Raw genomic sequence first — 23,564 nt, 5'->3', positions numbered from 1 at the left:
TCACTAGAAATAGGCATGGTGCCTTGACCGACTGGAGAGCTGCGTGGCAGGGGATAGCGACCTCGAAAAAACCGAATCCGCCACTCCCCGGCGCCTCGAAAAGGCGCGGGAAGAGGGGCAGATCGTACGTTCGCGGGAGCTGACGACGTTCGCCTTGCTGTCGGCCGGCTTCTATGGCGTCTGGGCCATGTCGGGTTCGATTGGCGATCATCTGGGGTCGATGTTGCGCGGCGCCCTGATGTTCAATCACGCGAGCGTCTTCGAAACGCGCCGGATGTTGATTGGCGCGGGCGCCGCGGGCCGTGAAGGCTTCTATGTGCTGATACCGATCCTCGCCATGACCGGCCTCGCGGCGCTGCTGTCGCCGCTCGCGCTGGGCGGCTGGCATGTGTCGGCCAAGTCTCTCGAGCCCAACTTCAGCCGGCTCGATCCGATCGCCGGCCTCGGCAAGATGTTTTCGATCAACGGGCCGATCCAGCTCGGCATGTCGCTCGCCAAGACCCTTGTAGTCGGCATGATCGGCGGGGTATCGATCTGGAATCGTCACGATGAGATCCTCGCGCTTGCGACCCAGCCGCTCACGGTGGCGTTCGCCAATGCGGCGCATCTGATCGCGGTCTGCTGCGGCATCACGGTCGCGGGCATGTTCGTGATCGCGGGACTCGACGTCCCGTATCAGATCTGGAATTACAACAAGAAGCTCCGCATGACGAAGGAAGAAGTGAAGCAGGAGCACAAGGAAAGCGAAGGCGATCCCAAGCTGAAGGCTCGCATCCGTGCGCAGCAGCGCGCGGTTGCACGGCGCCGGATGATGGTCAACGTGCCGAAGGCGGACGTGGTGGTGACCAACCCGACTCACTTCGCGGTCGCCCTGCGGTATAGCGACGGCGAGATGCGGGCGCCGAGAGTCGTGGCCAAGGGGGTGAACCTGGTCGCCTTGCGGATTCGCGAGATTGCTGCGGAGAACAACGTGCCGCTGCTCGAAGCGCCGCCGCTCGCGCGAGCGCTGTATCACAACGTCGAGCTCGACCGCGAAATTCCCGGCCAGTTGTACGGCGCGGTCGCGGAAGTGCTCGCCTGGGTTTATCAATTGCGCCGCTTCAAGGCCGAAGGCGGGGTGGCGCCGGTCGCGCCGACCGAATTCGACGTCCCCGCCGATCTGGACAAGGGACCGGTATCCGACGAGGACGCGAGCGAAGAAGCCGCCGACGCCCTGAACGACGGTAACGACAACAAGGCACCTGGAGCCTCCGCATGAACGCACGCGCCGGTTTCCTGTCCCGACGGCCGGACTCGCTGAGCAACACCAACCTGCGCGCACTCGCGGGGCCGGTGCTGATCGTGATGATCCTCGGCATGATGATCCTGCCGTTGCCGCCGTTCCTGCTGGATCTGCTGTTCACCTTCAACATCGCGCTTTCCGTGATGGTGCTGCTGGTCAGCATGTACACGATGAAGCCGCTCGACTTCGCGGCCTTCCCGAGCGTGCTGCTGTTCTCGACGCTGTTGCGCCTGTCGCTGAACGTCGCCTCCACGCGGGTGGTGCTGCTCGAAGGCCACACCGGGCCGGATGCGGCAGGGCAGGTGATCGAGTCGTTCGGGCACTTCCTGGTGGGCGGCAACTTCGCCGTCGGTATCGTGGTGTTCATCATCCTGATGGTGATCAACTTCATGGTGATCACCAAGGGTGCGGGCCGGATCGCCGAAGTGTCCGCGCGCTTCACGCTCGACGCGATGCCGGGCAAGCAGATGGCGATCGACGCCGACCTGAACGCCGGCCTCATCAACGAAGAGCAGGCCCGCAAGCGGCGCCTCGAAGTCGGCCAGGAAGCCGAGTTCTACGGTTCGATGGACGGCGCGAGCAAGTTCGTGCGCGGCGATGCGATCGCCGGCCTGCTGATCATGGTGATCAACATCATCGGCGGGCTGATCGTCGGCGTGGTCCAGCACAACATGGATTTCGCCGCGGCCGGCAAGGTCTACACGCTGCTCACCATCGGCGACGGGCTGGTGGCGCAGATCCCGTCGCTGGTGATCTCGACGGCCGCCGGTGTGATCGTGTCGCGCGTCGCGACCAACGAAGACATCGGCACGCAGTTGACCGGGCAGTTGTTCACGAACCCGCGCGTGCTGGTCATCACGGGTTGCATTCTCGTACTGATGGGCCTGATTCCGGGCATGCCGCACTTTGCCTTCCTGCTGCTGGGCGGCGGCCTGATCCAGATGGGCCGGATGATGAAGAAGCGCGCGACCGACCTGAAGACCGCGTCGGCCCAGGTCGACGTCGTGCCGGCGGCGCTCACGCCGGCCGAGAACACCGAGGCCAGCTGGGACGACGTGACGATGATCGACACGCTCGGTCTCGAAGTCGGCTACCGCTTGATTCCGCTCGTCGACAAGAATTCGGACGGCGAACTGCTCAAGCGCATCAAGAGCATCCGCAAGAAGTTCGCCCAGGAAATCGGCTTCCTGCCGCCGGTGATCCATATCCGCGACAACCTCGAATTGCGGCCCAACGGTTACCGGATCGCCTTGAAGGGCGTCGAGGTCGGCGTCGGCGAGGCTTATCCGGGCCAGTGGCTCGCCATCAACCCGGGTCAGGTCAGCGCGGCGCTGCCGGGCACGCCGACCCAGGATCCGGCGTTCGGCCTGCCGGCCATCTGGATCGATACCAATCTGCGCGAGCAGGCCCAGGTGTACGGCTACACGGTGGTCGATTCGAGCACGGTGGTCGCGACGCACCTGAACCATCTGGTCGTCACGCATGCCTCCGAACTGCTCGGCCGCCGCGAGATCCAGGCGCTGATCGAGCGGATGCAGAAGGACACGCCGTCGCTGGTCGACGATCTGATTCCGAAGGCGCTCTCGCTCACCACGCTGCAGAAGGTGCTGCAGAACCTGCTGGAAGAAGGTGTGCCGATCCGCGACATGCGCACGATTCTCGAAGCGCTGGCCGAACATACGCCGAAGGTCAGCGATCCGCACGAGCTGACCGCGGTGGTGCGTCTTGCGCTGGGGCGCGCGATTACCCAGCAGTGGTTCCCCGGCATCGGCGACATGCAGGTGATGGGCCTCGATTCGAACCTCGAGCGCGTGCTCTCGCAGGCGCTGTCGACGGGCGCGAACCCCGGCCTCGAACCGGGCCTCGCTCATACGCTGATGACCGAGACGCAAAAGGCCATGACGCGGCAACAGAACCTGGGGCTCTCGCCTGTGCTGCTGGTGCAGCACGCGCTGCGGCCGATGCTCGCGCGTTTCCTGCGGCGCAGTTTGCCGCAACTGAAAGTGCTGTCGTATGCGGAAGTGCCCGACACGCGCAACGTCAAGGTGGTGAATCTGATCGGCGGGTAGGGCGTGTCCGTCTCAGCCCGCAACGGAACCGGCGCTCCATGCGCCGGTTTTCGTTTGCGCCTTACCGATGGTTTTTCATCCCGTCCGCAAGATCCCGCCATGCGGGTTTACCGCCTGCGCGGAGCGGCGCCGGTCCCCTGTCCATCAAGCGAATTGCCCACCTTTCCCGGCCTTTATCAACCGATCGTCGCTCGACATCTTTCGCAATAATTGATCTCAATGGGAAGCGGTATGTTGCCGGTCCGTTAACCTCATCGGGGGTCCAGCTTGAACATTCGTAAATTTGTCGGTGCTACCAGTCGCGACGCGCTGCGCCTCGTTCGCGAGGCTCTGGGCCCCGACGCGGTCGTGCTGTCGAACCGCACGATCGAAGACGGCACCGTCGAGATCGTCGCGCTCGCCGATAGCGACCTGGCAGCGATCACCCCGAAGTCGCGCGACGGCGCGAGCGCAGCCGCGCCCGCCCTGGCCGCCCCCGCGCGGGCCCCGATGATGCAGGCCAATCCGTACGCGAGCGGCATGCCGGACGTGTTTTCGTCGGTGTTCGGCGCGAGCCCGGAAGCCGGCACCGAGAGCATGTCGGCCAGCAACACGCCGGCGGCAAGCGCACACGCCGCACCGGCCAGCGCAGCCGCGGAACAGCCGGCCGGCGCGCTGCCGCAAACCGGCACGCCGGCGCCGCTGAACTCGCAAGCCGCCCACGCCTCGCAGATCGCTCCCGCGCCGCAAGCTGCCCCGTCTGCACAGGCCTCGCCGATCCCGCAGGTGCCGCGTAGCAGCGACGACATTCGCGCCGACGTCCTGAAGGCCGCAGGCGTGCCGCCGGCGCCGGTCGCCCCGGTTGCTCCCCGCACGATGGCCGAATCGAACCCGTGGCTGATCGATCACGCTCGCAACATCGCCGGCAAGCAGCAGGGCGCCTACAGCGCCCGTCCTTCGTCGATGACGCCGGCTGCGGCGATGGCGAAGGGCCTCGGCGCACCGGTCGAGATCCAGGTCGGTGCGCGCACGTCGTTCGGCACCGCCGACACGCCCGACTGGGCCCGCGAAGCCGCGCAACTCGCGGCCCGCCGCGCCGCCCAGAAGATGAGCCCGGCGGACGATGCGCGCGCAGCCGGCAATAGCGCCGCCAGCGTCACGGAAACCATCAAGGCGCGCATGGAGCAGGTCGTCAACGAAACGGTGATGAGCGAGCTCTCCTCGATGCGCGGCATGATGGAGGAACACTTCGCCGGCCTCCTGTGGGCCGACCGCCAGCGCCGCAGCCCGACGCGCGCCTCGCTCACCAAACACCTGTTCGCTGCGGGCTTCTCCGCGCAACTGGTGCAGATGATGGTCGACAACCTGCCGGCCGAAGTCGACAACATGGAAGGCGGAATGGACTGGGTGCGTAATGTGCTCGAGTCGAACCTGCCGGTGATGGAAAACGAAGACGCGCTGATGGAGCGCGGCGGTGTGTTCGCCCTGATGGGCCCGACGGGCGTCGGCAAGACCACCACCACGGCCAAGCTCGCCGCCCGTTGCGTGATGCGCTTCGGCGCCAGCAAGGTGGCGCTCCTGACCACCGACAGCTACCGGATCGGCGGCCACGAGCAACTGCGCATCTTCGGCAAGATCCTCGGCGTCTCGGTACACGCGGTGAAGGACGGCGCCGACCTGCAACTGGCGCTCGCCGAGCTGCGCAACAAGCACATCGTGCTGATCGACACGATCGGCATGAGCCAGCGCGACCGCCTCGTGTCCGACCAGATCGCCATGCTGTGCCGCGCCGGTCAACCGGTGCAGCGCCTCCTGCTGCTCAACGCGACCAGCCACGGCGACACGCTCAACGAAGTCGTGCAGGCCTACCAGCGCGCGCCGGATCAACAGCCGCTCGCCGGCTGCATCCTCACCAAGCTCGACGAAGCGACCAACCTGGGCGGCGTGCTCGACACGGTGATCCGCTACAAGCTGCCGGTGCACTACGTCTCGACCGGGCAGAAGGTGCCCGAGAACCTGTACGTCGCCACCAGGAAATTCCTCATCAAAAGCGCCTTCTGTATTCCGCGCGACAGTTCGCCGTTCGTGCCGCACGACGACGATATTCCGGCCTTGCTTTCGGCGCTCTCCGCGCGCTCGACGGCCGAACTGCACGAGGTACGTTTTGGATAAAGTCGTTTCCGATCAGGCAGAAGGACTGCGGCGCCTGCTGGCGCGCAGCGGATCACGGGTCGTGGCGGTGACGGGCGGCTCGACCAGCGTGGGTTGCACCACGACGGTCGTCAACCTGGCGGCGGCACTGGCCGAACAGGGCAAGGATGTACTGGTGATCGACGAGTGTCTCGGCGATCACTCGGTGAGCGCGATGCTCGGCGGCATGCGCGGCGCGGGCAACTTCGCGGCGGTAGTGCGCGGCGAGATGCCGCTCGACGCGGCGGTGGCGCGCCACCCACTCGGTTTTGCCGTGCTGAGCGCCCCGCGCGGCAATCGTGAAGGCTACAGCGCGGCGCAATTGAGCGTGGTGCTGGAAGGTCCCGCGGACGTCGTGCTGATCGACGCGCAACTCGACCGGCTGGGCCAGCTCTCCGCGCTCGCCATGCAGGCGCATGACCTGATGATCGTGACGCGGATGGCCGCGCAGGCGATCACCGACGCCTACGCCTGCATGAAGCGTCTGCATTACGCACACGGCATCGGTCAGTTCCGCGTGCTGGTGAATCACGTGCAAAGCGTCACCGACGCGCACACCGCATTTGAAAACCTCGCGGGGGTGGCGGGGCGTTATCTGACCGTGTCGCTGGACGACGCCGGCTGTATCGCCGCCGATCCGCGCATGGCCCGGGCGCTCGAACTGTCGCGCTGCGTCGTCGACGCGTTTCCGTCGACACCTGCTGCGCGCGATTACCGGCACCTCGCCGCCGAATTGCAGTACTGGCCGATGCGGCCAGCGATGTCGTCACGTCACCACTGGGTAGCGCAGACGACAGTAACAGCGGCGCAACACGCCGACCAACCGTCTGCGCAGCCCGCCTGAAGGGGCGGTGCGGACAAGGGGAGCACGATGTACAACGCTCAGGGAAAGATTTCCCAAGCCGAGGTTCTGACGAAGTACGCGCCGCTGGTGCGGCGGCTCGGCTTGCAGCTAGTCGCGAAAATGCCGGCGAGCGTCGATCTCGACGATCTGATTCAGGCCGGCATGATCGGGCTGCTGGATGCTGCGAGCCGGTACAAGGAAGACCAGGGCGCGCAGTTCGAGACCTATGCGAGCCAGCGGATTCGCGGCGCGATGCTGGACGAGCTGCGCAGCAACGACTGGTTGCCGCGCAGCCTGCGCCGCACCTCGCGTGAGGTGGAGACAGCCGTGCATCAGGTCGAACAGACGCTGGGCCGCTCGGCGAGCGAGACCGAAATTGCCGGCCATCTGAAGATGCCGCTCGACGAATATCAGTCGATGCTGCAGGACCTGCATGGCAGCCAGTTGATCTATTACGAAGACTTCGACCGTTCCGCCGACGACGAGCCGTTCCTCGACCGCTACTGCGTCGATCACTCGGACCCGCTCTCCGCGCTGCTCGACGAAAGCCTGCGTGCGGCGCTGGTCGATGCGATCGAGCGTCTGCCGGATCGCGAGAAGCTGTTGATGTCGCTGTACTACGAGCGCGGCATGAACCTGCGCGAGATCGGCGCGGTGATGGAAGTCAGCGAGTCGCGGGTTTGCCAGTTGCACAGCCAGGCGGTGGCGCGCCTGCGCACGCGTCTGCGCGAGATGGCGTGGGCGAAGGCCGAGGCTGAATAATGCGGGTGATCTGCCGACGGTTCGCCGTCGCAGACGCAGGTCGAATCAAAGCGATTGAACGCGATTGAACCGCGCGAATGAGCGCAAATGATGCCGTCCTCGTGACGGCATTTTTTTGCGGCGGAGCGCGAAGCAGGAAGGAAACAGCAGAGCGGCGCACGACACACCGTGCGCGCGGAGAAGGTGCGGATAAAGCGCTATGCAAGCGGGGCGGAAGCCATGCCACCGCCCAGGCGCAAACTCAGAGTGCGCCGAACCCCGGCACGCGTCCATCCGGCCCGTAGAGCGAAGGTTTCGGCGGACGAACCTGCAGCACGTCGAGGGCGCGCTGGTTGTATTCCATGCGGGTACGGATCAGCACGCCATTGGTCTTGTTGGAGCGATGCGCGCGCTCCACGGACTGCTGCAGCAAGGTCCATTGCGCGGCGAGCTTCGGGTCGCGGCCGGCGGCGAGTTCGATGCCGCTCCAGCCACCCGGAAAGCCCATTTCGGCGAGCTGGGCGTCGCGCAGCTTCTCCAGCGTCGCCAGCTTGCCAACCAGTTCGGTTTTCTTTTCGACGATCGGCCGCAGCATCTCGGCCGGATCCACCTGGGTCAACGCCTTCTGTTCGACGACCAGCACCGAGGCGAATTCTTCGATGGTGGTGTACTCGTCGATGACGGTGGCAAGCAGCGCGTCTTTCATCACAACTCGCTTTCACAGCGGCCCGCACGTGCTGTGCGGGTCAGGGTTTCAAGGTGTCGCCTGACGGCGTCCAGCCTTAATTGCCGGTCGCCGGGGCTCTCGTTTGCAGCAGGCTGCGCGTGGTTTCGAGCACGCCGTCAGCAATCTTGCCCGGATCGATGGTCAGCGTGCCATTCTGGATGGCCGCCTTGATCGATTCGACGTGAGCGGTGTCGATGTCCGCCGAACCCGATGCTGCCAGGTTGCGCAGGTCGGACGACAGGCCCGACAGGCTCACATTCGCGTCGCCCCCCGAACCGGTGGCGGCTTGCGCGGTGGATGCCGCGCCTTGGGCGGTGGTAGCCGCCGGAGTCAGACTGTCCTGCTGCGTACGCGTCGCGCCGTTAGTCAGGCTGTCTGGCTGGGTGTTGGTGGTGGAATCGATTTTCACGATTGGCTTCCTGAACGATTTGATTCTTATAACGGCACTCAAGAATCCAAACTTTAGCGCAATCGGTGTATCCCTTTGTAACGGCGCTGCCGGCCAGACTGTCCTGTGAATCCCCCGGTCGCCCTCCCGGTTTCAGGTCCGGATCACATCTGGATCTGAACCGTTGAACTGTCCTTGACGATTCCCATGAGGATCTGCCCACTGGACGTCCTCACCTTGACCGGCTGACCCGGCGTCGCATTGCTCAGGGCGTTGCCTTCCGACGAAATCGAAAAGCCGTCGCCCTGCGCCACCACCCGCACCATCGACCCCGCCGTCACCGAGGCCGCACTCTTCAACATGTCCTGACGCAGCGGCAGGCCTGCGCCCACCCGCATCAACGTGACCGAACCGATCGCCTGCGACGGCGCGGTGATGATCGACATCGGCAGCATTGTCAGATCGCCGTCGCGGCTGACCATGTCGGCTTCCGAGACCACCTCGCCGGGCATCATGGCGCGCGCGGCGACGTAGTAAGTGGCATGCACCGAGACCTTGGCCTGCAGCCAGACGGTCCACGGATGCCCGCTCGTGCAGCGCACGCCCACCGTCGTGCGGCCCCACAGGCGCGCACCGTTCGGCATGAAAGGCTGCAGCGTGGCGCAGGCCGCGAGGCCGCGCGGGAAGGCCGGCGCGACGCTCAGTTCGACCTTGCCGGGCAGACCGTTCACCTGCTGCTGGAGGAAATCCATTGCCGCGGCGTGGATCAGCTCGCCGTCTTCCTGGCCTGCCGGCACCGGCTGGGCGGCCTGAACCGGTTGGGATGCCTGAGCGATCTGTGCGGCTTGTGCGGTTTGAGCCACCTGAGCGGGCTGAACCGCCGGGCTGAACACGGGATGGGCCGCCGCTTGCGCCGCCTGGGCGCGCTGCAGGGCGCGCACCGCCTGTTCGCGTTGCGCCGCCTCGGCCAAGGCCTGCGTGCGGTTTTGTGCCGGCACCAAGGTTTGAACCGGTGCGGCGGCGACACGCGGCGCCGGATTGCGGACCGGCGCACTGGCGCCGAGTTCGGGCGGCTCACCGCGCGAAGCCAGGCTGTCGATTTCGACATCGCTCGCGGGTGCCGCGGTCGGCGCGACAGCCGGCGCCGCATTGACCGGCCGCACGGACGCGGCATAGGGGCGCTGCGGCGCCGCGCTCACGATCACCGGCACGACCTGGCTGGCGGCGAGCGCCGGACTCAGATTGACGCGGGTGAGGTTGGGGTTGTTCGCGGGACTGCCTTGCGGCGCGGCCACCATGACGGGGGTGTTGGGCGCGGCATCCTCGCCGGATCCGGGAATCACGATTGCGCCACTGGCGTTCGCCAGCGCGGTGAAGCGGTCGCGGACCGGCGGCGTGCCCGATGGCGCCACGGCCGGCGCGTACTGAGCGGCCTGCGCGCCCGGCGTCCGTGCGCTGCTGTTGCCGCTGGAGGTGGTCGCCATCGCCGTCATTCGGGCGAGGTCGGCGGGGTTCTGTTCGCCGGGACCGGGAATCACGATCGGACCGCCGGCCTGCTGGGCCAGCGCCACGCTCGCGAACGAGGCACCCGTCACGGCGCACACCAGCCAGGCGGCAGTGCGTCGCGCAACGATGCGGCGCAGTCGCTGCGGCACATCGCGAGTGGATCGGGCCATCGTGAATCTCCAGCATGAGGCAAGGGTACGAATTGCATTCTAGTGACGCCGCTTATCGGGCAAGCGTTGAATAGAGGCGACCTTCCCCGGTTATTCCGACGATTGCCGCTTGCACGGCGCGCCTAAGATGCATCTCATGCAAAAAGGCCTTTTGGGGCGCCGCAGCTTGTGTGCACGTTGAAGCGCACGTCAGACGCGGGAACGTTATCCGGAGATTTCAATGCTCGACAAACTCGATGCCGAACTCGCCTTTGGTCGTCAGGCGCTCGATGTCCGCTCGTATCGGCAGGAATTGCTGTCGTCGAATATCGCGAACGCCGACACGCCCAACTACAAGGCGCGCGATGTCGATTTCGCGTCGACCCTTGCGGGGGCGCTGAGAAAGAACGACGGCACCCTCGCCGGCACCGGCGCCTCGAACGGCTCGACGCTGGCGATGACGAAGTCCGCCGATGTCACGACCGGCATGACGATGGCCGCCGACGAGCCGGGCCACATGGCCGGCAAGGCGAGCCTGATCCCCACCGGCGGCCCGAGCGACGACTACGGTCAACTGCAGTACCGCATTCCGGTGCAACCGTCGCTCGACGGCAACACGGTGGACCTCGACGCCGAGCGCGTGCAGTTCGCCGATAACTCGCTGCATTTCGAATCGGCCATGACGGAAGTGTCAGGCCAGATCAAAACGATGCTGTCGGCGATCACGTCCGGCTCCTGACGGAGTCCTGACGCGGCGACCCGCACACACTGGATGTAACCGCTAAAAACCACGCCCACGGGAAACAACCAAGCCGGAACCTGCCGGCAGGAGAGGTCAGAGAAGCCATGCCATCCCTGATGAATATATTCACTGTCGCCGGTTCGGCCATGTCGGCCGAATCGCAGCGGCTCAACGTGACGGCGTCGAACCTGGCGAACGCCGACAGTACGACAGGCCCCGACGGCAAGCCGTATAAGGCCAAGCAGGTCGTGTTCGCGGTCAACCCGCTCGGCGGTGCGCGCTCCGCGTCCGGCCAGCAGGTGGGCGGCGTGCAGGTGACCGGCGTGGTGGACGATCCGACGCCGATGAAGCAGACCTACGACCCGGGCAACCCCGCGGCCGACGCGAACGGCTACGTCACGATGCCGAACGTCGACCCGGTGGAAGAAATGGTCAACATGATCTCGGCGTCGCGCGCGTACCAGGCGAACGTCGAAACCCTGAACACGGCAAAGCAGTTGATGCTGAAAACTCTCACGATCGGAACCTGAGGAGTACTTCCTTGACCACCACAATCGGCAACAGCGGGACGACGGTCTCGCAGACGCTGCTCGATACGATGAACGGCACCAACTCGGCGACCAGCGCGTCGAGCAGCACGGCGTCCAGTTCAGCGAACGCGGGTTCGTCGCTACAGAACACCTTTTTGCAACTGCTCGTCACGCAGTTGCAGAACCAGGATCCGACCAACCCGATGGACAGCTCGCAGATGACCTCGCAGCTCGCGCAGATCAATACGGTCACGGGCATCAGCCAGTTGAACACGTCGCTGACGTCGCTGGCGACGCAGCTCAACGCGGGCCAGACCTCGCAGGCTGCGCTGCTGATCGGTTCGAGCGTGCTTGCCCCGGGCAATTCGATCACGGTGGCAAGCGGCAAGACCAACGCGTTCGGCGTGCAACTGGCCGCCGCTGCGTCCGACATGAAGATCAACGTCGTCAACTCGGCAGGCCAGATCGTCAACACGATCGATCTGGGCGCGCAGCCGGCGGGCACCGTGCCGGTTTCCTGGACGCCGGTCGACTCGACGGGCGCCGCGCTGCCGGCAGGGACCTACACGATCACCGCGACCGGCACCGTGAACGGCGCCGCGGGCACGGCCACCACGCTGACCCCGGGCACGGTGGAGAGCGTCGTGCAAGGGACCGGCGGTGCACCGAGCCTCGTGCTGTCGAACGGCAATACGGTTGCCCTGACCTCGGTCGCGGCAGTCCTCTAAGCAATCAGTTCAACCGAATTTAGACATTTCCCGGAACGGAGACCGTCATGGGTTATCAGCAAGGTTTGAGCGGCCTGTCGGCTGCATCGAGTGATCTCGACGTGATTGGCAACAACATCGCCAACGCGGACACGATCGGTTTCAAGAGCGGCACTGCCGTGTTCGCCGATATGTACGCGAACTCGGTCGCCACGGCCGTCAACAACCAGATCGGTATCGGTACGCAGCTCGCGGCCGTGCAGCAGCAGTTCTCGCAGGGCACCATCAACACGACCGGGCAGGCACTGGACGTCGCCATCAACGGCAACGGTTTCTTCCAGATGTCGAACAACGGTGCGCTCACGTATTCGCGTAACGGTGTGTTCCAGCTGAACAACGCCGGCCAGATCGTGAATTCGCAGGGCTTGCAGCTGATGGGTTATGCGGCGAACTCCTCCGGCATCATCAACAGCGCGCAGACCGTGCCGCTGACCGTGCCGACGACGAACATCGCGCCGACCGCGACGACCTCGATCACCGGCCAGTTCAACCTGGACGCGCAGGCTGCGGCCACCGTCGGGACCTTCGCGACCCTTGCCACGGGCAATACGGGCACGCTCGCGAGTAGCGGTGTGACGGGAACCGGTACGAACTCCGACAACTTCACGATCAACTTTACGAGTGCGACGGCGTACACGATAACGGACACTACAGCCGTTCCGAATACAACGACCAGCGGCACTTACACCGCGGGAACGGCTATTCCGCTCGGTAATGGAACGAGCGTGACCTTCACCGGTACCCCAGCGGCTGGCGACTCGGCGACGGTGGCGACGACGGCGTTCAACCAGAACACGTCGACGACCTACAACTATCCGACTTCCATCCAGGCCTACGACTCGCTCGGCGGCTCGCAGACGGTGGATATGTACTTCGCGAAGACGAGCGCGGGTAACTGGAACGTTTATGCAGGCGTCGCAGGCGGCACCGCGAGCCTGATCGGCACCGCGACGTTCAACAGCAACGGCGCGCTGACCGGCGTGACGAGCATCACGCCGTCGACCGGGGCGGACACGCTGGCGTTCTCGATTCCGAACACCGACGGCTCCGGCACGCCGCAGACGCTCACGCTGAATCTGACCGGCACGACGCAGTTCGGCAGCGCCAACGGCACCAACAACCTGCAGCAAAACGGCTTCGCGGCCGGGCAGTTGTCGAACTTCACGGTCGGCACCAACGGCATCCTGACCGGCAACTATACGAACGGCCAGACCGCCGACCTCGGCCAGATCGTGCTTGCCAACTTCAACGACCCGAACGGCCTCGTCGACCTCGGCAATAACGAATACGAACAGACCGCGGCATCGGGTGCGGCGCAGATTTCCACCCCGGGCAGCACGAACCACGGCACGCTGCAAGGCGGCGCGGTGGAAGAGTCGAACACGGACCTGACCAACGAACTGGTCAACCTGATCACCGCGCAGCGCAACTACCAGGCGAATGCGCAGACGATCAAGACGCAGCAGACCGTCGACCAGACGCTGATCAACCTGTAAGCGTCTGAGGAGCCGAACGAATGACCGACCGTCTGATTTATACCGCGATGTCGGGCGCCACCCAGGCGCTCGAGCAGCAAGCCATTGTCGCGAACAATCTCGCGAACACCTCGACCACCGGGTTTCGTGCCCAGCTCGAGACGTTTCGCGCGGTACCGATGTCGTTCGGCGACGGCAGTTCAGTCAACGACCAGACCACGCGTACGTTCGTGCTCTCGTCGACCCCGGGCGCCGATGAGACGCCCGGACCGATCCAGCAGACCGGCAATCCGCTCGACGTCGCCGTGCAGGGCGACGGCTGGCTCGCCGTGCAGACGGCGGACGGCAGCGAGGCTTACACGCGCGCCGGCAATCTGCATATCGACCAGAACGGGCAACTGGTGAACGCGACCAATCTGCCGGTGCTCGGCACCGGCGGCCCGGTCTCGGTGCCGCCGGGTGCGCAGATCACCATCGGCAAGGACGGCACGATCTCCGCGCTGGCTCCGGGCGATCCGGCTTCGGCGATCGCGGTGGTCGATCAGCTGAAGATGGTGAAGCCGGCGGCGGGCACGCTCACGCGCAGCGACGACGGCATGTTTCGCACCGCCGACGGCAACCCGCTCGACGCCGATCCGAGCGTGACGCTCGCACCCGAATCGCTGGAAGGCAGCAATGTGAATCCGGTGAACGCCATGGTCTCGATGATCACCAATGCGCGGCAATTCCAGATGCAGACCAAGATGATCGAGAACGCCGATCAGAACGACCAGACCGCCAACCAGTTGCTCAGCTTCAGCTAACGGGACCGACGCGCGCGTCGACCCAGGAGAACACATACTGTGAACCGCTCACTCTATATCGCTGCGACCGGCATGAACGCGCAGCAGTCCCAGATGGACGTCATCTCGAACAACCTGGCCAACGTCAGCACGAACGGTTTCAAGGGTTCGCGCGCGGTGTTCGAAGACCTGCTGTATCAGACGGTGCGCCAGCCGGGCGCCGACTCGACCCAGCAGACCCAGGTGCCGTCGGGCATCCAGCTCGGCACCGGGGTGCAACAGGTCGCCACGGAGCGTCTGTACACCCAGGGCAACCTGCAGCAAACCGGCAACTCGAAGGACGTGGCGATCAACGGCAACGGTTTCTTCCAGGTGCAGATGCCGGACGGCACGACCTCCTATACGCGTGACGGTTCGTTCCAGACCAATGCGCAGGGCCAACTGGTGACGTCGAGCGGCTATCCGGTGATTCCGTCGATCACGGTGCCGGTGAACGCCACCTCGCTCACCATCGGCAGCGACGGCGCGGTGTCGATCACCCAGGCCAATTCGACCAACTCCACGCAGATCGGCTCGCTGCAACTGGCGACCTTCATCAACCCGGCCGGTCTCGACGCGCAAGGTGAAAACCTGTTCGCGGAAACCAGCTCGTCGGGTACGCCGAACGTCTCCGCACCGGGTGCGAACGGTACGGGTTCGCTGCAACAGGGCTACGTCGAAACCTCGAACGTGAACGTCGTGCAGGAACTGGTCAACATGATCCAGACCCAGCGCGCGTACGAAATCAACAGCAAGGCCGTAACCACGTCCGATCAGATGTTGCAGACCCTGTCGCAGATGCAGGTTTAAGGGTTCGGGACTACAGGCGGTAGGTAAACACGATGTCGCAATTCAATCTCAATCCGGTGCTGGGCGACGCGCGCGATGCGCTCGTCGCCACGGCCAGCGTGCTCGCTCTGGCGCTGGGCGGCTGCGCGCAGATTCCCAAGCAGCCGATCGTGCAGCAGCCGATGACGGCCGTGCCGCCGACGCCGCCGCACGCGCAGTCGCCGGGCTCGATCTTCAATCCGGGCTACGCGGGCCGGCCGCTGTTCGAAGACCAGCGGCCGCGGAATATCGGCGACATCCTGACTATCGTGATTCAGGAAAACATCAACGCAACCAAGTCGTCGGGGGCCAACACCAACCGCTCTTCGGCCACCTCGTTCTCCACCACGAGCGCCGGCTTTCTCAGCGGCCTGTTCGGCAAGGCCAACCTCAACTCGCAGGGCGCCAACCAGTTCCAGGGGACCGGCGGCGCGAACGCTTCCAACACGTTCAACGGCGTGATCACGGTCACGGTGACCAACGTGCTGCCTAACGGCAACCTCGTGGTGAGCGGCGAAAAGCAGATGCTCATCAACCAGGGCAACGAGTTCGTGCGTTTCTCCGGCGTGGTCAACCCGAACACGATTTCCGGCCTGAACGCGGTGTACTCGACCCAGGTGGCCGACGCCAAGATCGAATACTCGGCGAAGGGCTATATCGACGAGGCGGAAACCATGGGTTGGCTACAACGCTTCTTCCTCAACGTTGCGCCGTGGTGATCATGAGACTGCTCTCTTTCCGCCATTTCAGCCGCGCCTGCCTCGTGTTCGCGCTCGCCTGCGGGGCCCTGCCGCCCGTCACGCCGGCCGCTCACGCGGAACGGCTGAAGGATCTGGTCGCCATTCAGGGTGTGCGGGACAACCCGCTGATCGGTTATGGCCTCGTCGTCGGTCTCGACGGCACGGGCGACCAGACCACCCAGACCCCGTTCACGACGCAAACGCTCGCGAACATGCTCGCGAACCTCGGCATCTCGATCAACAACCAGTCGGCCGGTTCGTCGAACAGCAGCACCTCGGCGCTGACCAGCATCCAGCTGAAGAACGTCGCGGCCGTGATGGTGACGGCGGTGCTGCCGCCGTTCGCCCGGCCGGGCGAGGCGATCGACGTCACCGTGTCGTCGCTCGGTAACGCCAAGAGCCTGCGCGGCGGCACGCTGCTGCTCACGCCGATGAAGGGCGCCGACGGCTCCGTCTACGCACTCGCCCAGGGCAACATGGCAGTGGGCGGCGCAGGCGCCAGCGCGAACGGCAGCCGCGTGCAGGTGAACCAGCTCGCGGCAGGCCGCATCGCCGCCGGCGCCATCGTCGAACGCGCGGTGCAGACCAGCATCACGCAGGACGGCACGATGCAGCTCGAACTGAACGACATGGACTACGACACGAACCAGCGCATCGTGTCGGCGGTCAACAACGCCTTCGGCTCGGGGACGGCCACGCCGCTCGACGGCCGCACGATCCAGTTGCGCGCGCCGGCCGATCCGGCCCAGCAGGTTTCGTTCATGGCGCAGCTCGAGGATCTCGACGTGAAGCCGGCGCAAGGCGCGGCGAAGGTCGTGCTGAATGCGCGCACCGGCTCGATCGTGATGAACCAGATGGTGACGCTCGAGAACTGCGCGGTCGCGCACGGCAATCTCTCGGTGGTGGTCAATACGCAGCCGGTGGTGAGCCAGCCGGGCGCGTTCTCGAACGGCCGCACTGTGGTGGCCCAGCAGTCCCAGATCCAGTTGAAGCAAGACGACGGCGCGATGAAATACGTCAAGGCCGGCGCCAATCTGGCCGACGTCGTGAAGGCGCTCAACGCGCTCGGCGCGACGCCCGCCGATCTGATGTCGATCCTGCAGGCGATGAAGGCAGCAGGAGCCTTGCGCGCCGAACTTGAAATCATCTAAGGAACCGCGATGACTACCGATCCCACTTCAGGCCCGAACGATCTGACCCAGCGCTTTGCGCTGGACGTCCAGGGATTCGACAGCCTGCGTGCCAAGGTTGCCGCGTCGCCGCAGCAAGGCGTGAAGATGGCCGCCAAGCAGTTCGATGCGAGCTTCATCACGATGATGCTGAAAAGCATGCGCGATGCGACGCCGCAGGACGGCCCGCTCGATTCGCGCGACGGCGCGCAGTTCACCTCGATGATGGACGAGCAGATGGCGCAGCAGATGTCGTCCAAGGGCATCGGCGTGGCCGATGCCATGCTCAAGCAGTTGATGAACAACGCCGGCATGCAGACCGGCTCGGCCGGCGGCAGCGGCGACGCCGCGCTGGACGCGCTCGCGAAGGCCTACAGCAATTCGCAGGCGAACGGCTCGCTTGCCAACGGCGTCGGCTATTCGCGCAACAGCGCGTTGACGCCGCCGTTGCGCGGCGACGGCACGACCAACGTGGACGCGTTCGTCGACAAGCTGGCGGCCTCCGCTCAGGCGGCGAGCGAAACCACCGGCGTGCCGGCGCGTTTCATCATCGGCCAGGCGGCGCTCGAATCGGGCTGGGGCAAGCGCGAGATCATGAAGGCGAACGGCGAGACCAGCCACAACGTGTTCGGCATCAAGGCGAGCAAGGACTGGACCGGCAAGACCGTGTCGACGGTGACCACCGAGTACCGCAACGGCCAGCCGCAGCGGGTGGTCGAAAAATTCCGCGCTTACGACTCGTACGACGAGGCGATGGCCGATTATGCGCAACTGCTGAAGAACAACCCGCGCTACGCGCAGGTGCTGAACGGCTCGCACGACGCGGCGGGCTTTGCGATCGGCATGCAGCGGGCGGGCTACGCCACCGATCCGCATTACGCGAAAAAGCTGATGTCGATCATGGAACGGATGAGCTGAGCGGCCTGGACGGGCCGGCAAGACGAAAAGCAGGCGACGGGGCCATGTCGCACAACAAGACGGTGGGGCCGGCCGGCACGCGTGCGTGCCGCCGGCCGAGCCGCACAGATGGGTGGGTATTGCAGGGTTGATGCGGGATGGGTGAAGGGTCGAGAACGGAGTGGAACGTGACCGGTTTAACGTTTGCGCCAAATATTTCCCTCGGTTACCCTAAACTTTGGGTCCAGACTGCCGCTATTCAGTCAGACCTTAATACCGGGGTAACGTTTTTCCCGGTCAACGCGCGTGTCATGGGCCCCGGCACTGGACCTCGGGCACGGGCCCGTAAGAACATGCATACCGGCAAGCCCATGGATACCACTGAGACGAACGGCCAGACGGACGGCTCTTCTGAAACCGGCAACGACTTCGGTCGCCGCAATCCGCTCGAGATCGGTGTCCAGTTGCGCAATCTCGTCAACCGCGGCGATTTCCTCACCGCGCAGTACAAGGGAGGCCAACTTGTCACCCGGATTCTCGACGTCGACGTGCGCGAGCGCACGTTCACTTTCGACTGGGGCGCGCTCGCCGAGCAGAATCGCGGCCTGATCGCTGCGCCCCGCTGTGTGTTTCACGCCCAGCCCGAAGGCGTGCGCGTCGAATTCGTCACCGGCACGCCGCGCGAGACCACCTTCGAGGGCCGGCCCGCGTTCGAAGCCGACTTCCCCGACGTGCTCTTCTACGTGCAGCGCCGCGAGTTTTTCCGCGTCGACGCGCCGGTACTCAACCCCTACCTGTGTACGGGGCAGTTGCCTGACGGCGAGGGATTCCGTTTCGAAGTGCACGACCTGTCGCTGGGCGGCGTGGGCATGCGCACCACCGACGTCCGCGTGGTCGATCTGCCGATGGGCTGCGTGCTCGACGATTGCGAACTGAGCCTCGGCGCGCCGGGCAAGCTCGCGGTGGATCTGCAACTCGTGTCGTTCCGCGCCATCGACCTGCCGAACGGCACCCAGCGTTACCAGCTCGGCATGCGTTTCGTGGCGCTGCCCGGCAATGCCGAGAACACCTTGCAACGGCTGATTACCCAGCTTGAAATGAAGCGTCGCTCGCTGGTGCGAACCTGATTGCGGCGCGCGTCGCGGCAATACTGCGGCGTGCGTTTAAATCCGGGTTGCCCCCTCAATTTTGTCGCCAGTGCGCCGATATACAGAGAGTCTTGGCAACTCGGTGGGCGCGTTGCCAGCCCTTCAGGATGACGCATGTCCAGCAACCTAATCAATATCGGTCTCAGTGGACTTAACGCAGCCCAGTGGGGGCTGAATACGACCAGTGAGAACATCAGCAATTCGGCGACGCCCGGCTATGACGTCGAGAGTCCCGTCTATGCGGAAGCCTCGGGTCAGTACACCGGCTCGGGCTATCTGCCGCAAGGCGTGAACACCACCACGGTTCAGCGCGCCTACAGCCAGTATCTGACGACCGAGCTGAACAACGCCCAGTCGCAAAGCGGCTCGCTTTCCACCAACTACACGATGCTCGCGCAGTTGAACAACCTGGTCGGCAGTCCGACCTCGGGGATTTCAACCGCGATCACCAGCTACTTCACCGGCCTGCAGACGGTGTCGAGCAACGCCTCGAATCTGGCGACGCGCCAGACCGCCGTGAGCGATGCGCAGACGCTGGCCACCGAGTTGAATACGGTGGGCTCGCAATACGCGCAGCTCGGCCAGAGCGTGAATACGCAGCTGGCTTCCACGGTGGCGCAGATCAACACGTACACCACGCAGATCGCGTCGCTGAACCAGCAGATCAACGCCGCCAGCTCGCAGGGCCAGCCGCCTAACCAGTTGCTCGACCAGCGCGACCAGGCGATTTCCAGCCTGTCGTCGCTCGTCGGCGTGCAGGTGGTGTCGAACTCGACCGGGGACAGCGTGTTCCTGCCCAGCGGCCAGACGCTCGTGTCGGGCACGACCAGCTACAACCTCGGTACGGCGCCGTCGCCGGCGAACTCCGCGGAGATGTCGGTGACCTATCTGGGCGCAGCGGGCACCACGCCGACTGCCGCCACCACGCAATATCTGTCCGACAGCACCATGCAGAGCGTGGGCGGCTCGCTCGGCGGCCTGGTCACTTTCCGCTCGCAATCGCTCGATCCGGCAGAGGCCCAACTGGGCGCGATCGCGACCAGCTTTGCCGCGCAGGTCAACAACCAGAACGAACTGGGTCTCACGTTGTCCGGCAGCACCGGCGGCGCGCTCTTTTCGGTGGCGCCGCCGGCGGCCAACGCCAACGCGAATAACACGGGCACGGCCGCGCTGAGCGTGTCGTTCGTCAACGCCACGCAGCCCACCACCAGCAATTACACGCTGTCGTATAACGGCTCGACCTACACGCTGACGGACAACCAGAGCGGCGACGTGGTGGGATCGGCCAGCAACCTGTCGGCGCCGATCGACGGCCTGAATTTTTCGATGACCGGCACGATGAACGCGGGCGACTCGTTCAACGTATCGCCGACGAGCGGCGCCCTGACCAGCTTCGCGCTCACGACGACCAGCGGCTCGGCGATCGCCGCGGCCTCGCCGGTGCTGGCGACGGCCAGTTCGGCGAATAGCGGCACGGCGACGATTACGGAGGGCACGGTTTCGGCCGGTTATTCGCTGCCTGCGACGACGACCACGCTCACCTACAACTCCACCTCGGGTGGCCTGACCGGCTTCCCGGTCGGCTCGGTCGTGACGATCAACGGCACCAGCACGCCGATTACGACGGCCACGACGGTCGTGCCGTATTCGCCGGCCAGCGGCGCCACGATGACGATCAACACGACGCCGGCCACCGCCGGCTCGATGAACGGCATTACCGTGACGTTGAGCGGCACGCCGGCGAACAACGACACCTTCACGATTGCGGCGAATACCGGCGCGCAGAGCGACGGCCGCAATGCGACGCTGATGTCGAACATCGTCAGCGCCCAGACGTTGAACGGCGGCACCACGACGCTGACGACGGCGTACGCGAACTACGTGAACACGGTGGGTAACACCACCAATTCGGTCAATGCATCGAACACGACCCAGACCGCGCTTGTGACGCAGATCACGTCGGCGCAGCAGTCGGTCTCGGGCGTGAACGTCAACGAAGAAGCAGCGAACCTGTTGCAGTACCAGCAACTGTACCAGGCCAACAGCAAGGTCATTCAGACCGCTGACACGCTGTTCCAGACCATTCTCGGCATATTCTCTTGAGGCGTTGAGCGATGCGCATCTCTACTAGCCAGTATCTCAGCATGAATGTCCAGAGCATGGACAATCAGCAAAGCGAACTGTCCCAGTTGTACGGCGAAATCTCGAGCGGCACGAACCTGACCACGCCGGCGGACAATCCGCTGGGCGCGGCCCAGGCGGTGCAGTTGAGCATGCAGGGCGCGACCCTGTCGCAGTACTCGACCAACCAGAGCTCGGCGCTGACCGCACTGGGCTCGGAAGATTCGACGCTCTCGAGCGTGACCCAGGCGCTGCAAAGCGTGAACACGCAGTTGCTGAGCGCGGGCGACGCCACGCTCAACGATACGAACCGCAGCGCCATCGCGGCCACGCTGCAGCAGTTGAACACCACCTTGATGACGCTGGCCAACACCAAGTCGCCCTCGGGTGGCTACCTGTTCGGCGGGTTTCAGTCGGCCTCGCAACCGTTCACGCAGAATTCGGCCGGCACGGTGGTTTACAACGGCGACAACGGCATTTCGAGCACCGAGATCTCCAGCACGACCTCGATCGCGACCGGCGATAGCGGCGCGGCGGTGTTCATGAGCGTGACGCCGGAAACGGCCAGCCCGGTCGCCTACGCGGCGGCGGGCAATACCGGCACGGCGATCGTCGGCGCGGTCAGCACGACCAATGCGGTGGCCTCGGCGAGCGGCGACACGTATGGGATTACGTTTAGCGTGACGGGCACACCTGCCGTCACGACCTATACCGTGTCGGACACCAACAGCGCGGGGACGACGACGTCCGCGGCGCAGCCTTTCACGGCGGGTTCGGCGATCACGCTGGGCACGAGCGGCCAGAGCGTGACGGTGACCGGCGTCCCGGCCAATGGCGATGCCTTTACTGTGCAGCCGGCGACCCAGGTACCGGCTTCGCAAGGCGGCACCAACATCTTCTCGACGATCCAGAACATGATCACCGCATTGCAGACCCCGGCCGACACGCCGACGACTGCAGCGGCGCTGACCAATACGCTGAACGTGGGGCTGACGCAGGTCCAGAACGCGCTGTCCAACATCACGACGGTGCAGGCGACGGTCGGCGGACGCGAGCAGCAGCTTCAGGCGATGCAGACGGTGAACCAGAGCGAGTCGCTGCAGAACACGAACTCGCTGGCCGATCTGACCTCGATCGACTTGCCCTCGACCATCAGCAAGTACACGCAAACGCAGTACTCGCTGCAGGCTTCGCAGGAGGCGTTCGTGCAGGTCCAGCAGATGTCGCTGTTCCAGTATCTGAATCAGTAAGCGAAGGGTTTGGTGGGGAAGGCGGGAGGCGCTGCGGCGGCCTCCCGTTTTTTATTGGGGCGCGGCGAATGCGAAGGTCGGGTGCCGGCTCGGCGGCTAATGCAAGCCCACCGCAACCCGCCCCATCTGCTCGATCCCGCTATCGAACAGCCGCGAGAAAAACGGAATCATATTCGGCACCATCAACTGCAACAGCAGCATGCCGACCAGCATCGTCAGCGGAAAGCCGATCTGGAACACGCCGATCTGCGGCGCCGCGCGGTTGAGAATGCCGAGCGCGAGGTTGGCGATCAGCAGCGCGGCGACCACCGGCAACGCCAGCAGCAACCCCATCGAAAAGATCGTTCCGCCCCACATCGCGAGCGAGCGCCAGCCTGCCGCGCCGAGCAGGTCGCTCGAGATCGGCAGCGACTGAAACGTGGCGATCAGCGCGCTCAGCATCTGCAGGTGGCCGTCGAGCACGAGGAACACCAGCATGCCGAACACGTTCATGTAGCTCGACAGCACCGCGCTCGAACCGCTCGCCTGCTGATCGAAGAAGGTCGCAAAGCCGAGACCCATGCCCAGCCCGACGAATTCGCCGGTCGCCTGGATCGCGGTGAAGACGATCTGCATGGTGAGGCCGAGCGCGGCGCCGATCAGGAACTGGTTCACGATGATCCACACGCCCATCGCCGAAAAGACCGTGACTTGCGGCAGGGGCCCAAGCGTCGGCGCGACGATGATCGTGATGAACGAGGAAAGACCGATTTTCACCGGCGTCGACACCGACGCATTGCCGAACACCGGCCCGGTGCCCACCAGCGCCAGAATCCGCACGAGCGGCCATAGAAACGCGGCCATCCACGTGTTCAGTTGCGCATAGGTGACGGAAAACATGACGGGGGCGCGACGCTCAGTTGGTGAGCGTGGGGATGTTGGTCAGCATCTGACGCAGATAGTCGAGCATCGTCGACAGCATCCACGGGCCGGCAATCACGAGCGTGATGGCGATCGCCAGCAGCTTCGGGATGAACGACAGCGTCGTCTCGTTGATCTGCGTGGCGGCCTGAAACAGACTCACCATCAGACCGACGACGAGCGCCACAAGCAACAGCGGTGCGGCAAGCAGCACGGCGACGTACATCGCCTGATGCGCCAGCGCCATGACTGATTCGGGTGTCATGATGAATGGACCGGAAGCGGTGAGGGTTAGTGAGTA

General features: G+C 64.9%; 22 protein-coding genes. 17 read left to right on the top strand and 5 right to left on the bottom strand.

The genetic code is table 11. The annotated features are described in order from the left end of the window. Window positions 1-43: 43 nt before the first annotated feature. The 5 genes from flhB (at window position 44) to P3T42_RS25680 (ending at window position 7,126) form a co-directional block, all read left to right on the top strand. Entirely contained in the window at window positions 44-1,258 is a 1,215-nt protein-coding gene (gene flhB, locus P3T42_RS25700) for a flagellar biosynthesis protein FlhB (RefSeq protein ID WP_074301303.1), read from the top strand. Next, on the top strand, window positions 1,255-3,351 hold the full coding sequence (gene flhA / locus P3T42_RS25695) for a flagellar biosynthesis protein FlhA (protein WP_429307581.1): 2,097 nt from the start codon (window positions 1,255-1,257) through the stop codon (window positions 3,349-3,351). Before flhB ends, flhA begins: the two co-directional genes overlap by 4 nt. A gap of 267 nt (window positions 3,352-3,618) precedes the next feature. Further along, window positions 3,619-5,502 (top strand): flagellar biosynthesis protein FlhF, encoded by a 1,884-nt coding sequence (flhF, locus tag P3T42_RS25690; protein WP_429307580.1) that lies wholly within the window; start codon window positions 3,619-3,621, stop codon window positions 5,500-5,502. Next, on the top strand, window positions 5,495-6,364 hold the full coding sequence (locus tag P3T42_RS25685) for a MinD/ParA family ATP-binding protein (RefSeq protein ID WP_074301306.1): 870 nt from the start codon (window positions 5,495-5,497) through the stop codon (window positions 6,362-6,364). Before flhF ends, P3T42_RS25685 begins: the two co-directional genes overlap by 8 nt. A 27-nt stretch (window positions 6,365-6,391) precedes the next feature. After that, a complete protein-coding gene (locus tag P3T42_RS25680) occupies window positions 6,392-7,126 on the top strand; it encodes an RNA polymerase sigma factor FliA (protein ID WP_074301307.1) in 735 nt (244 codons plus the stop codon). Between the two features lie 241 nt (window positions 7,127-7,367). Here P3T42_RS25680 and P3T42_RS25675 read toward each other — a convergent pair whose 3' ends face one another. From P3T42_RS25675 to flgA, 3 genes are all read right to left on the bottom strand, one after another. Continuing rightward, window positions 7,368-7,811, bottom strand: coding sequence for a flagella synthesis protein FlgN (locus P3T42_RS25675; RefSeq protein ID WP_429307579.1), 444 nt, complete (start codon window positions 7,809-7,811; stop codon window positions 7,368-7,370). A 76-nt stretch (window positions 7,812-7,887) separates the two neighbouring features. Then, window positions 7,888-8,241: a flagellar biosynthesis anti-sigma factor FlgM gene (gene flgM, locus P3T42_RS25670; RefSeq protein ID WP_074301309.1), complete on the bottom strand. Its 354-nt coding sequence runs from the start codon at window positions 8,239-8,241 to the stop codon at window positions 7,888-7,890. Window positions 8,242-8,384: 143 nt separating this feature from the next. Continuing rightward, the gene (gene flgA / locus P3T42_RS25665; RefSeq protein WP_429307578.1) at window positions 8,385-9,896 is read right to left on the bottom strand and encodes a flagellar basal body P-ring formation chaperone FlgA; all 1,512 of its coding nucleotides are present in this window, start codon (window positions 9,894-9,896) and stop codon (window positions 8,385-8,387) included. Between the two features lie 220 nt (window positions 9,897-10,116). On the opposite strand from flgA, the gene flgB reads away from it, so the two are divergent. The 12 genes from flgB (at window position 10,117) to flgL (ending at window position 22,363) form a co-directional block, all read left to right on the top strand. Continuing rightward, the gene (gene flgB, locus P3T42_RS25660; RefSeq protein WP_074301311.1) at window positions 10,117-10,614 is read left to right on the top strand and encodes a flagellar basal body rod protein FlgB; all 498 of its coding nucleotides are present in this window, start codon (window positions 10,117-10,119) and stop codon (window positions 10,612-10,614) included. A gap of 107 nt (window positions 10,615-10,721) precedes the next feature. Beyond that, entirely contained in the window at window positions 10,722-11,147 is a 426-nt protein-coding gene (gene flgC / locus P3T42_RS25655; protein WP_074301312.1) for a flagellar basal body rod protein FlgC, read from the top strand. Between the two features lie 68 nt (window positions 11,148-11,215). Beyond that, window positions 11,216-11,875 (top strand): flagellar hook assembly protein FlgD, encoded by a 660-nt coding sequence (locus P3T42_RS25650; RefSeq protein WP_083640766.1) that lies wholly within the window; start codon window positions 11,216-11,218, stop codon window positions 11,873-11,875. A gap of 47 nt (window positions 11,876-11,922) precedes the next feature. Next, complete coding sequence (locus P3T42_RS25645) at window positions 11,923-13,410, top strand: flagellar hook-basal body complex protein (RefSeq protein WP_429307577.1); 1,488 nt, start codon at window positions 11,923-11,925, stop codon at window positions 13,408-13,410. Between the two features lie 20 nt (window positions 13,411-13,430). Next, on the top strand, window positions 13,431-14,192 hold the full coding sequence (gene flgF, locus P3T42_RS25640; RefSeq protein WP_074301315.1) for a flagellar basal-body rod protein FlgF: 762 nt from the start codon (window positions 13,431-13,433) through the stop codon (window positions 14,190-14,192). 39 nt (window positions 14,193-14,231) lie between these two features. Beyond that, window positions 14,232-15,020: a flagellar basal-body rod protein FlgG gene (gene flgG, locus P3T42_RS25635; protein WP_074301316.1), complete on the top strand. Its 789-nt coding sequence runs from the start codon at window positions 14,232-14,234 to the stop codon at window positions 15,018-15,020. A 32-nt stretch (window positions 15,021-15,052) separates the two neighbouring features. Continuing rightward, window positions 15,053-15,757: a flagellar basal body L-ring protein FlgH gene (flgH, locus tag P3T42_RS25630; protein WP_074301317.1), complete on the top strand. Its 705-nt coding sequence runs from the start codon at window positions 15,053-15,055 to the stop codon at window positions 15,755-15,757. Between the two features lie 2 nt (window positions 15,758-15,759). Then, on the top strand, window positions 15,760-16,929 hold the full coding sequence (locus P3T42_RS25625; protein ID WP_074301318.1) for a flagellar basal body P-ring protein FlgI: 1,170 nt from the start codon (window positions 15,760-15,762) through the stop codon (window positions 16,927-16,929). Between the two features lie 9 nt (window positions 16,930-16,938). Then, window positions 16,939-17,865: a flagellar assembly peptidoglycan hydrolase FlgJ gene (flgJ, locus tag P3T42_RS25620; RefSeq protein WP_429307576.1), complete on the top strand. Its 927-nt coding sequence runs from the start codon at window positions 16,939-16,941 to the stop codon at window positions 17,863-17,865. 350 nt (window positions 17,866-18,215) lie between these two features. Then, the gene (locus P3T42_RS25615; RefSeq protein WP_171991742.1) at window positions 18,216-18,971 is read left to right on the top strand and encodes a flagellar brake protein; all 756 of its coding nucleotides are present in this window, start codon (window positions 18,216-18,218) and stop codon (window positions 18,969-18,971) included. Window positions 18,972-19,106: 135 nt separating this feature from the next. Then, on the top strand, window positions 19,107-21,095 hold the full coding sequence (gene flgK, locus P3T42_RS25610; RefSeq protein WP_429307575.1) for a flagellar hook-associated protein FlgK: 1,989 nt from the start codon (window positions 19,107-19,109) through the stop codon (window positions 21,093-21,095). An 11-nt stretch (window positions 21,096-21,106) separates the two neighbouring features. Then, window positions 21,107-22,363, top strand: coding sequence for a flagellar hook-associated protein FlgL (flgL, locus tag P3T42_RS25605; protein WP_074301322.1), 1,257 nt, complete (start codon window positions 21,107-21,109; stop codon window positions 22,361-22,363). 96 nt (window positions 22,364-22,459) lie between these two features. Here the strand turns inward: flgL and fliR are convergent, their stop codons facing one another. After that, window positions 22,460-23,242: a flagellar biosynthetic protein FliR gene (gene fliR, locus P3T42_RS25600; RefSeq protein WP_429307574.1), complete on the bottom strand. Its 783-nt coding sequence runs from the start codon at window positions 23,240-23,242 to the stop codon at window positions 22,460-22,462. A gap of 16 nt (window positions 23,243-23,258) precedes the next feature. Then, on the bottom strand, window positions 23,259-23,528 hold the full coding sequence (fliQ, locus tag P3T42_RS25595; protein WP_074301324.1) for a flagellar biosynthesis protein FliQ: 270 nt from the start codon (window positions 23,526-23,528) through the stop codon (window positions 23,259-23,261). Window positions 23,529-23,564 lie beyond the last annotated feature (36 nt).

This window comes from Paraburkholderia sp. GAS38 (genome assembly GCF_050434965.1).
GTDB classification, from domain to species: Bacteria; Pseudomonadota; Gammaproteobacteria; order Burkholderiales; family Burkholderiaceae; genus Paraburkholderia; species Paraburkholderia phenazinium_A.
This window is presented reverse-complemented; position numbering and strand designations above follow the sequence as displayed.

Excerpts from the sequence above, each read along its gene's own strand:
- flgF (WP_074301315.1), top strand. The coding sequence starts at position 13,431 with ATGACCGACCGTCTGATTTATACCGCGATGTCGGGCGCCACCCAGGCG.
- P3T42_RS25675 (WP_429307579.1), bottom strand. The coding sequence starts at position 7,811 with ATGAAAGACGCGCTGCTTGCCACCGTCATCGACGAGTACACCACCATC.
- flgA (WP_429307578.1), bottom strand. The coding sequence starts at position 9,896 with ATGGCCCGATCCACTCGCGATGTGCCGCAGCGACTGCGCCGCATCGTT.
- P3T42_RS25615 (WP_171991742.1), top strand. The coding sequence starts at position 18,216 with ATGGATACCACTGAGACGAACGGCCAGACGGACGGCTCTTCTGAAACC.
- fliQ (WP_074301324.1), bottom strand. The coding sequence starts at position 23,528 with ATGACACCCGAATCAGTCATGGCGCTGGCGCATCAGGCGATGTACGTC.
- flgH (WP_074301317.1), top strand. The coding sequence starts at position 15,053 with ATGTCGCAATTCAATCTCAATCCGGTGCTGGGCGACGCGCGCGATGCG.
- flgL (WP_074301322.1), top strand. The coding sequence starts at position 21,107 with ATGCGCATCTCTACTAGCCAGTATCTCAGCATGAATGTCCAGAGCATG.
- P3T42_RS25680 (WP_074301307.1), top strand. The coding sequence starts at position 6,392 with ATGTACAACGCTCAGGGAAAGATTTCCCAAGCCGAGGTTCTGACGAAG.
- flgK (WP_429307575.1), top strand. The coding sequence starts at position 19,107 with ATGTCCAGCAACCTAATCAATATCGGTCTCAGTGGACTTAACGCAGCC.
- flgC (WP_074301312.1), top strand. The coding sequence starts at position 10,722 with ATGCCATCCCTGATGAATATATTCACTGTCGCCGGTTCGGCCATGTCG.
- P3T42_RS25645 (WP_429307577.1), top strand. The coding sequence starts at position 11,923 with ATGGGTTATCAGCAAGGTTTGAGCGGCCTGTCGGCTGCATCGAGTGAT.
- flgB (WP_074301311.1), top strand. The coding sequence starts at position 10,117 with ATGCTCGACAAACTCGATGCCGAACTCGCCTTTGGTCGTCAGGCGCTC.
- flgJ (WP_429307576.1), top strand. The coding sequence starts at position 16,939 with ATGACTACCGATCCCACTTCAGGCCCGAACGATCTGACCCAGCGCTTT.
- P3T42_RS25650 (WP_083640766.1), top strand. The coding sequence starts at position 11,216 with ATGAACGGCACCAACTCGGCGACCAGCGCGTCGAGCAGCACGGCGTCC.
- flhA (WP_429307581.1), top strand. The coding sequence starts at position 1,255 with ATGAACGCACGCGCCGGTTTCCTGTCCCGACGGCCGGACTCGCTGAGC.
- fliR (WP_429307574.1), bottom strand. The coding sequence starts at position 23,242 with ATGTTTTCCGTCACCTATGCGCAACTGAACACGTGGATGGCCGCGTTT.
- P3T42_RS25625 (WP_074301318.1), top strand. The coding sequence starts at position 15,760 with ATGAGACTGCTCTCTTTCCGCCATTTCAGCCGCGCCTGCCTCGTGTTC.